9 protein-coding genes are annotated in these 9,398 nt (G+C 66.4%); all 9 read right to left on the reverse strand.

Annotation, left to right across the window (positions count from 1 at the left end):
- On the reverse strand, positions 1 to 1,168 hold a 1,168-nt coding region (locus VED21_RS07745), incomplete at its 3' end, for an NADH-quinone oxidoreductase subunit M (RefSeq protein WP_324881755.1).
- Positions 1,169 to 1,191: 23 nt separating this feature from the next.
- Positions 1,192 to 3,285: an NADH-quinone oxidoreductase subunit L gene (gene nuoL, locus VED21_RS07750; RefSeq protein ID WP_324881756.1), complete on the reverse strand. Its 2,094-nt coding sequence runs from the start codon at positions 3,283 to 3,285 to the stop codon at positions 1,192 to 1,194.
- Positions 3,286 to 3,294: 9 nt separating this feature from the next.
- Positions 3,295 to 3,603 (reverse strand): NADH-quinone oxidoreductase subunit NuoK, encoded by a 309-nt coding sequence (nuoK, locus tag VED21_RS07755; RefSeq protein WP_324881757.1) that lies wholly within the window; start codon positions 3,601 to 3,603, stop codon positions 3,295 to 3,297.
- A gap of 2 nt (positions 3,604 to 3,605) precedes the next feature.
- Positions 3,606 to 4,217 (reverse strand): NADH-quinone oxidoreductase subunit J, encoded by a 612-nt coding sequence (locus tag VED21_RS07760; protein ID WP_414638163.1) that lies wholly within the window; start codon positions 4,215 to 4,217, stop codon positions 3,606 to 3,608.
- A gap of 17 nt (positions 4,218 to 4,234) precedes the next feature.
- Positions 4,235 to 4,723, reverse strand: coding sequence for an NADH-quinone oxidoreductase subunit NuoI (gene nuoI / locus VED21_RS07765; RefSeq protein ID WP_324881758.1), 489 nt, complete (start codon positions 4,721 to 4,723; stop codon positions 4,235 to 4,237).
- 79 nt (positions 4,724 to 4,802) lie between these two features.
- A complete protein-coding gene (gene nuoH, locus VED21_RS07770; protein ID WP_324881759.1) occupies positions 4,803 to 5,813 on the reverse strand; it encodes an NADH-quinone oxidoreductase subunit NuoH in 1,011 nt (336 codons plus the stop codon).
- Complete coding sequence (gene nuoG / locus VED21_RS07775) at positions 5,806 to 7,884, reverse strand: NADH-quinone oxidoreductase subunit NuoG (protein ID WP_324881760.1); 2,079 nt, start codon at positions 7,882 to 7,884, stop codon at positions 5,806 to 5,808. Before nuoG ends, nuoH begins: the two co-directional genes overlap by 8 nt.
- A 16-nt stretch (positions 7,885 to 7,900) precedes the next feature.
- A complete protein-coding gene (gene nuoF / locus VED21_RS07780; protein WP_324881761.1) occupies positions 7,901 to 9,193 on the reverse strand; it encodes an NADH-quinone oxidoreductase subunit NuoF in 1,293 nt (430 codons plus the stop codon).
- A 12-nt stretch (positions 9,194 to 9,205) separates the two neighbouring features.
- Positions 9,206 to 9,398: hypothetical protein (locus tag VED21_RS07785; protein WP_324881762.1), on the reverse strand; the 193-nt coding region annotated here is incomplete at its 5' end.

A 9,398-nucleotide genomic window follows, 5' to 3' on the forward strand; every position in this document is an offset into this window, starting at 1 on the left:
CGGGCAGGCCGACCGAGGCCATGGTCATGAAGCCGAACACGATGGCGTACTTCGGCATGTTGTGCACGAGGCCGCCGTAGCGCGCGATCTCGCGGGTGTGCAGCCGGTCGTAGACCACGCCGACGCAGAGGAACAGCGCGCCCGACACGATGCCGTGCGACAGCATCTGGAAGATCGAGCCCTCGATGCCCTGCGCGTTCAGCGTGAACATGCCGATGGTGACGAAGCCCATGTGCGCGACCGACGAATAGGCGATCAGCTTCTTCATATCCTCCTGGGCCAGCGCCACCAGCGAGGTGTAGATCACCGCGACGACCGACAGCGTGTAGACCAGCGGCGCGAAGAACTCCGTCGCCTCGGGCAGCATCGGGATGTTGAAGCGCAGGAAGCCGTAGCCGCCCATCTTCAGCAGCACGCCCGCCAGGATGACCGAACCGGCCGTCGGCGCCTCCACGTGCGCGTCCGGCAGCCAGGTGTGCACCGGCCACATCGGCACCTTCACCGCGAAGGAGGCGAAGAAGGCCAGCCACAGCCAGATCTGCATCGAGCGCGGGAAGTGCGTCGCCGTGATCGTCGGGATGTCCGTGGTGCCGGCGACGAAGTACATGGCGAGGATCGCCAGCAGCATCAGCACCGAGCCCAGTAGCGTGTACAGGAAGAACTTGAACGCAGCGTACACGCGCCGCGCACCGCCCCACACGCCGATGATCAGGAACATCGGGATGAGCACGCCCTCAAAGAACATGTAGAAGAGGACGAAGTCCAGCGCGCAGAACATGCCGACCATCAGGGTCTCGAGGACCAGGAAGGACACCATGTATTCGCGGACGCGGTTCTGGATTGATTCCCAGCTCGCCAGGATGCACAGCGGCATCAGGAAGGTCGACAGGATGACGAACAGCACCGAGATGCCGTCGACGCCCATGTGGTAGCTGATCTTGAAGGCGGGGATCCAGTCCACCTTCTCGACCAGCTGGTAGTTCGGGTTCGCGGGATCGAAGCTGACCCAGATGAACAGCGACAGCACGAAGTTGATCAGCGTCGTCCACAGCGCGATCGTGCGCGCGTTGCGGGCGACGTGATCCGGCGTGCCCCGCACCACCAGGATCAGGAGTGCACCGACGAGCGGAAGGAAGGTCGTCAGCGAAAGGATCGGCCAGCCAGCCATTTTTATGGTTCCCCCTAAACCGCTCAGCCGAACATCGACAGCCAGGCGATCAGCATGACGATGCCGATCACCATCGCGAACGCGTAGTGGTAGACGTAGCCCGACTGCAGGCGCGACGCCTTCACCGCCACGTCGCGGGTCGCGGCGGCGATGCCGTCCGGACCGACGCCATCGATCAGCGCGCCGTCACCCGACTTCCACAGGCCGTAGCCCAGCGCCTTCGCCGGACGCACGAACAGCGCGTCGTACAGCTCGTCGAAGTACCACTTGTGGAAGAGGAACTGGTGCACGCCGCGGAACATCGCCGCCGCCTTGGCCGGCAGGCCCGGCATCAGGATGTAGGCGACGAACGCCAGCGCCACGCCGATGATGCCGACGATGAGCGGAGCAACCGGCACCCAGCCCGGCAGGTGGTGGTGCGCCGCCTCGATGCTGTCGTGCTCGTGCAGCACCAGGATGGCCTTGCCCCAGAAGTCGCCGCGGTGGTCGCCGATGAAGCCGCCGTGGAAGATGATGCCCGCGAAGACCGCGCCCAGCGCCAGCACCGCCAGCGGCACCAGCATGACCATCGGCGATTCGTGCGCGTGGTCGTACACCGACTTCGGGCCGCGGAACGTGCCGTGGAACGACAGGAACAGCAGGCGCCAGGAGTAGAAGGCCGTCATCAGCGCCGCCGAGATGCCCAGCCAGAAGGCGAACATGCCGACCGGCGAGTGCGCGGCGTACGCCGCCTCCAGGATCATGTCCTTGGAGTAGTAGCCGGCGAAGATCGGGAAGCCGGCCAGCGCCAGGTTGCCGATCCACATCACCGTGTAGGTGAAGGGGATCTTCTTCCACACGCCGCCCATGTTGCGCATGTCCTGCTCATGGTGCAGGGCATGGATGACCGAGCCGGCGCCGAGGAACAGCAGCGCCTTGAAGAAGGCGTGCGTGAACAGGTGGAACATGGCGGCGCCGTAGGCCGACACGCCCGCCGCGAAGAACATGTAGCCCAGCTGCGACATCGTCGAATAGGCGATGACGCGCTTGATGTCGAACTGCGTGAAGCCGATCGTCGCGGCGACGAACGCCGTCAGGGCGCCGACCACCGTCACCACCTCCAGCGCCGCCGGGGCGTACTCGAACACCGGCGACAGGCGGCAGACCATGAACACGCCGGCGGTCACCATGGTGGCCGCGTGGATGAGGGCCGACACCGGGGTCGGGCCTTCCATCGCGTCCGGCAGCCAGGTGTGCAGGCCGAGCTGCGCCGACTTGCCCATGGCGCCCATGAACAGCAGCAGGCAGGCCACCGTCAGAGCGTGGAAGTCCCACGACAGGAAGTGGATCTTGGCGGTCACCAGCTCCGGCGCCTTGGCGAACACGGTGTCGAACTGCACCGAGCCGGTCAGCATGAAGATGGCGAAGATGCCCAGCGCGAAGCCGAAGTCGCCGACGCGGTTGACCAGGAAGGCCTTGATCGACGCGTTGTTGGCCGAGGCCTTGTAGTACCAGAAGTTGATCAGCAGGTAGGAGGCGACGCCGACGCCCTCCCAGCCGAAGAACATCTGCACGAAGTTGTCGGCCGTCACCAGCATCAGCATGCAGAAGGTGAAGAACGACAGGTAGGCCATGAAGCGCGGCTTGTCCGGATCCTCGGCCATGTAGCCGATGGAGTAGACGTGCACCATCGCCGACACGGTGTTGACCACCACCAGCATGACCGCGGTCAGCTGGTCGACGCGCAGCGCCCAGGAGACGTCGAGCGCACCGCTCTTGATCCAGGTGAACAGCTCGATGGTGCGCGGGGCGTTGCCGCCCGTGACCTTGAAGAACAGGATCCACGACAGCACCGCGGCAAGCAGCACCGAACCGGCCGTCACGAACTGCGCCGTGCGGTCGCGCCAGTCCGGCGGCGGAGCCGACGGGTGGTGGTCATCATGATGGTCACCATGGTCACCGTGGCCATGGTCATCGTGCGCCGCGTGGGCGTGCGCGTCATGACCATGGCCGTGGTCGCCATGACGGGCATGCGGGTCATGCCCCGCGGGGGCGCCGTTGTGCCCGTAGGCGAACAGCGCGATCGACCCGGCGACGAGGAACGCCAGCAGCGGGAGGAATACGACAAGCACTTCCATGACGCTGCCTCAGCCCTTCATCAGGTTGATGTCTTCGACGCGGATGGAGCCGCGGTTGCGGAAGTAGACCACCAGGATGGCCAGACCGATGGCCGCCTCGGCGGCGGCGACGGTGAGGATGACCATCGAGAAGATCTGCCCCACCAGGTCGTTCAGGAAGACCGAGAAGGAGATCAGGTTGAGGTTGACCGCCAGCAGCATCATCTCGATGGACATCAGGATGATGATGACGTTCTTGCGGTTCAGGAAGATGCCGAACACCCCGAGGGTGAACAGGATCGCGGAGACCGTCAGGTAATGACCAAGCCCGATATCCATGATTAAACGCCTCCTCCGGTCGGCACCTTGCGAACGACCACCACGTCCTCGCGGCGGCGGGCGAGCTGAACGGAGACGTTCTGCTTGCGCACGCCTTCACGCTGGCGCAGCGTCAGCACGATGGCCCCGATCATGGCGATCAGGAGCACGATGCCGGCCGCCTGGAACAGATAAACGTAATGGGTGTACATGAGCTGGCCGAGCGCCTTGGTGTTGGTCACCGCGGCGACCGCCGGCGTCGGCGCGCCCAGCGCCGTGTTGGCGGCCGGAGCCACCACCCAGGAGCCCAGCACCACCGCCAGCTCGGCCAGCAGGATCAGCCCGACCAGACCGCCGATCGGCAGGTACTGGAGGAACCCGCGCCGCAGCTCGGCGAAGTTGATGTCGAGCATCATGACGACGAACAGGAACAGCACCGCCACGGCGCCGACGTAGACGATGACCAGGATCATCGCCAGGAACTCCGCCCCCATCAGCACGCACAGGCCGGCGGCCTGGAAGAACGCGAAGATGAGGTAGAGCACCGAGTGGACCGGGTTCCGCGCGGAGATCACCATCACGCCGGAGCCCACCAGCAGGGCGGAGAAGACGTAAAAGGCCAAGGTTTGCAACATGATCGTTTCCCCCGCCCTCAGCGATACGGCGCTTCGGCGGCCAGGTTCGCGGCGATCTCCGCCTCCCAGCGGTCGCCGTTCGCCAGCAGCTTCTGCTTGTTGTAGAAGAGCTCCTCACGGGTTTCCGTGGAGAACTCGAAGTTCGGGCCGAGGACGATGGCGTCCACCGGGCAGGCCTCCTGGCAGAAGCCGCAGTAGATGCACTTCGTCATGTCGATGTCGTAGCGCGACGTGCGGCGGCTGCCGTCCTCGCGCGGCTCGGCTTCGATGGTGATGGCGAGCGCCGGGCAGACCGCCTCGCACAGCTTGCAGGCGATGCAGCGCTCTTCCCCGTTGGGGTAGCGCCGCAGCACGTGCTCGCCGCGGAAGCGCGGGCTGATGGGGCCCTTCTCGAACGGGTAGTTCAGCGTCACCTTCGGCTTGAACATGTACCGGAAGGTGAGGCTGAGGCCGGTGACCAGCTCCGACAGGAAGAAGCTGCGCGCGGCGCGGTCGAGGAATGCCATGGCCTCTTCGTCTCCTTTTCGCCGCGGGCGCGGCCAGGGCGCCCGCGATCCTTACCGTTGTGGTTCGTTCCTCACCGGGTCACTTCGGCAGCCAGCCGAAGGCCACCAGCACGCCCGCCGTCAGCACCAGCCACGCGAGCGAGAACGGCAGGAAGACCTTCCAGCCCAGCCGCATCAGCTGGTCGTAGCGGTAGCGGGGCATCGTGCCGCGCACCCAGATGTAGACGAACATGAAGAAGGCGATCTTCAGCGCCAGCCAGATCGGGCCGGGGATCCAGTTCAGCGGCGCGATGTCCAGCGGCGGCAGCCAGCCGCCCAGGAACAGGATGCTGGTCATCGCGCTCATCAGGATCATGTTGGCGTATTCGCCAAGGAAGAAGAGCGCGAAGGGGGCCGAGCTGTACTCCACCATGAAGCCGGCGACCAGCTCCGACTCACCTTCCGGCAGGTCGAAGGGCGAGCGGTTGGTCTCCGCCAGCGCCGAGATGAAGAAGATCACGAACATCGGGAAGAGCGGGACGACGAACCAGATCTTCTCCTGCGCCCGCACGATGTCGGTCAGGTTCAGCGAACCGACGCACAGCAGCACGGTGATGATCACGAAGCCCATGGAGACTTCGTAGGACACCATCTGCGCGGCCGAGCGCAGGCCGCCGAGGAAGGCGTAGCGCGAGTTGGACGCCCAGCCCGCCACGATGATGCCGTACACGCCCAGCGACGAGATGGCGAACAGGTAGAGGATGCCGACGTTCAGGTTGGACAGCACCATCCCGTAGTCGAACGGGATGACCGCCCACGCCACCAGCGCCAGCAGGAAGGTCAGCATCGGCGCGATGTAGTACAGCACCCGGTTGGCGCCGGCCGGCAGCACCTGCTCCTTGGCGAACAGCTTCAGGCCGTCGGCGAACGGCTGCAGCAGGCCCCAGGGACCGACGATGTTCGGGCCCTGGCGCATCTGGATGGCGCCCAGCACCTTGCGCTCGGCGTACGTGGCATACGCCACGCCGACGAGAAGCGGCACGACGATCGCCAGGATCTGGAGGACGATGATGATCAGCGGCAGCAGGAAGCCGCTCCAGAACTCAGCCATGGGTACCGGTCCTCTCGTTGGCGTTCTCCACGGTGCCGCCGTTCACGAAGGTCTCCGTGCAGCGGGCCATGGTGACCGAGGCCCGGCTGATCGGATCGGTCATGTAGAAGTTCGCGATCGGCGAGACGAACGGGGCGGCGTCCAGCGCGCCGGCGGTGCCGAACGGCTGCCACGCGGCCGGCGTCACCGCGCCGACGTCGGCGAACACCGGGTTCACCGTCACCAGCCGCTGGCGCAGCTGCGTCAGGCTGTCGTACGGCAGGGTGTGGCCCAGCTGCTCCGACAGGGCGCGGACGATTTTCCAGTCCTCGCGCGCCTCGCCCGGCGGGAAGGTCGCCAGACGGGCGAGCTGCGGCCGGCCCTCGGTGTTGACGTAGACGGCGTTCTTCTCGGTGTAGGCGGCGCCCGGCAGGATCACGTCGGCGCGGCTGGCGCCGGCGTCGCCGTGGTGGCCCTGGTAGATGACGAAGGCGCTGCCCAGCTTGGCGGTGTCGATCTCGTCGGCACCCAGCAGGTAGACGACCTCGATCTCACCCTTGCCCGCACCCGCCAGGATGCCGGCCACGTCGCGGCCGCCCTGACCCGGCAGGAAGCCGACGTCCAGACCGCCGACGCGCGCGGCGGCGGTGTGCAGCACGTTGAAGCCGTTCCAGCCCTCGCGGACCATATTGAAGGTCTCGGCCACCTGACGCACCGCGGCCTGCACGGCCAGCGCGTCGGGGCGGCGGAAGGCGCCCTGCCCGACGATGACCATCGGCTGCTTGGCGTTCTTCAGCACCTCGGCGAAGTCGCCCTGGCCGTCGATCAGCGTCTGCAGGTCCTGCGGCCCGGCGCCCAGGTGGGCGTACGGGTAGCTGAGGTCCAGCTTCGGGCCGATCACGCCGACCTTCAGGCCGCCCATCAGGTAGCGCTTGCGGATGCGGGCGTTGACCAGCGAGCCTTCCCAGCGCGGGTTGGTGCCGACCAGCAGGATGACGTCCGCCTTCTCGATGCCGGCGATCGTCGAGTTGAAGATGTAGCCGGCGCGCGAGGACGTGTCGTAGACGGCGCCGTCCTGGCGGCAGTCGATGTTGGCCGAGCCCAGGGCCGCCATCAGCTCCTTCAGCGCCAGCATGGACTCGACGTCCACGAGGTCACCGGCGATGGCGGCGATCTTGTTGCCCGGCAGACCCTTCACCTTGGCGGCGATGGCGGCGAACGCCTCGGCCCAGGAGGCCGGCTGAAGCTTGCCGTTCTTGCGCACGTACGGGCGGTCGAGACGCTGGCGCTTCAGCCCGTCGCAGGCGTAGCGGCTCTTGTCGCTCAGCCACTCCTCGTTGATGTCCTCGTTGACGCGCGGCAGGACGCGCATCACCTCGGACCCGCGGGTATCGACGCGCACGTTGGAGCCGACGGCGTCCATCACGTCGACCGTCTCGGTCTTGCGCAGCTCCCACGGGCGCGCCGTGAAGGCGTAGGGCTTGTGGGTCAGCGCACCGACCGGGCAGACGTCGGCGAGGTTGCCGGACAGCTCGGACGCCACCGCCTTCTCGACGAAGGTGGTGATCTCCATGTGCTCGCCACGGTTCACCGCGCCGATGTCCGGCACGCCGGCCACCTCGTTGATGAAGCGGATGCAGCGGGTACAGTGGATGCACCGGGTCATGATCGTCTTGATCAGCGGACCCATGTACTTGTCCTTGACGGCGCGCTTGTTCTCGCCGTAGCGGCCGCGGTCGAAGCCATAGGCGACGGCCTGGTCCTGCAGGTCGCACTCGCCGCCCTGGTCGCAGATCGGGCAGTCGAGCGGGTGGTTGATCAGCAGGAATTCCATGACGCCGCGGCGGGCCTTGTGGACCGTCTCGGTGTTGGTCTTGATGACCATCCCGTCGCCGCAGGGCATGGCGCAGGCGGCGACCGGCTTCGGCGCCCTCTCCATTTCCACGAGGCACATGCGGCAGTTGGCCGGCACGCTCAGGCGCTCGTGGTAACAGAAGCGCGGGATCTCGATGCCGAGCTGCTCGCAAGCCTGCAGCACCGAGGTGCCCGGCTCGACTTCGATCTCGATCCCGTCGATGGTGAGTTTCGGCATGGGCCCCAGGGCTCCCTTACTCGGCGGCGACGCGGGTGGCGGCGTTGCGGTAGGCCATGATGCGGGCCTCCATCTCCGGCCGGAAATGCCGGATCAGGCCCTGCACCGGCCACGCCGCGGCGTCGCCCAGCGCGCAGATGGTGTGACCCTCGATCTGCTTGGTGACTTCCAGCAGCATGTCGATCTCTTCGATCTGGGCGTTGCCCTTGACCATGCGCTGCATCACCCGCGACAGCCACCCGGTGCCCTCGCGGCACGGCGTGCACTGGCCGCAGCTTTCGTGGGCGTAGAACTGCGACAGGCGGGCGATCGCCTTCACGATGTCGGTGGACTTGTCCATCACGATCACCGCCGCGGTGCCCAGGCCCGAGCGCACCTCGCGCAGGCTGTCGAAGTCCATCAGCACCGTGTCGCAGATCGGCTTCGGCAGCGCCGGAACCGACGACCCGCCGGGGATGATCGCCAGCAGGTTGTCCCAGCCGCCGCGCACGCCGCCGGCGTGCTTTTCGATCAATTCCTTCAGCGGGATGCCCATCTCCTCTTCCACGTTGCACGGTTTGTTCACGTGGCCGGAAATGCAGAAGAGCTTGGTACCGGAATTCTTCGGGCGGCCCAGGCCGGCGAACCACGCGGCACCGCGGCGCAGGATGGTCGGAACCACCGCGATGGATTCGACGTTGTTCACCGTGGTCGGGCAGGAATAGAGGCCCGCCTGCGCCGGGAACGGCGGCTTGTTGCGCGGTTGGCCCTTCTTGCCCTCGATGGACTCGATGAGCGCCGTCTCCTCGCCGCAGATGTACGCACCCGCGCCGCGGTGGATGAAGACGTCGAAGTTGTAGCCGGTGCCGCAGGCGTTCTTGCCGATCAGCCCCGAGGCGTACGCCTCGTCGATGGCGACCTGGACGTTGGAGCCCTCGTTGTAGAACTCACCGCGGATGTAGATGTAGCAGGCGCTGGCGCCGATGGCGAAACCGGCGATCAGGCAGCCCTCGATCAGCTTGTGCGGATCGTGGCGCAGGATGTCGCGGTCCTTGCAGGTGCCCGGCTCGCCTTCGTCGGCGTTGATGACCAGGTAGACCGGCTTGTCGGTGACGTTCTTGGGCATGAAGGACCACTTCATGCCGGTCGAGAAGCCGGCACCGCCGCGCCCGCGCAGGCCGGATTCCTTGACCTGCTCGATGATCCAGTCCTTGCCGTTGCTGAGGATGGCCTTGGTGCCGTCCCAGTCGCCGCGGGCGCGCGCGCCGGCAAGGCGCCAGTCATGGCGGCCGTAGAGGTTCGTGAAAATGCGGTCGTTGTCGGAAAGCATCCCCTGCCCTCTTTACGTCTTCGGCGCCGCAGCCTTGGCGGCTGCTTCCGCCTTGGCCTTCTCGAACGCAGCTTTCGCCGCCGCCAGGTCTTGTTTCGGAATGGGCGCGTTCGGATCGGAGGTCAGGCTCGTCAGCGTGCCGAGCGGCTCCTGGCCCGAGCGGCCCTTCTGCGATTCAATCTTCGGCTTCTCGCCGCGCTTCAGA

Source organism: Azospirillum sp. (assembly GCF_035627195.1).
GTDB lineage: Bacteria > Pseudomonadota > Alphaproteobacteria > Azospirillales > Azospirillaceae > Azospirillum.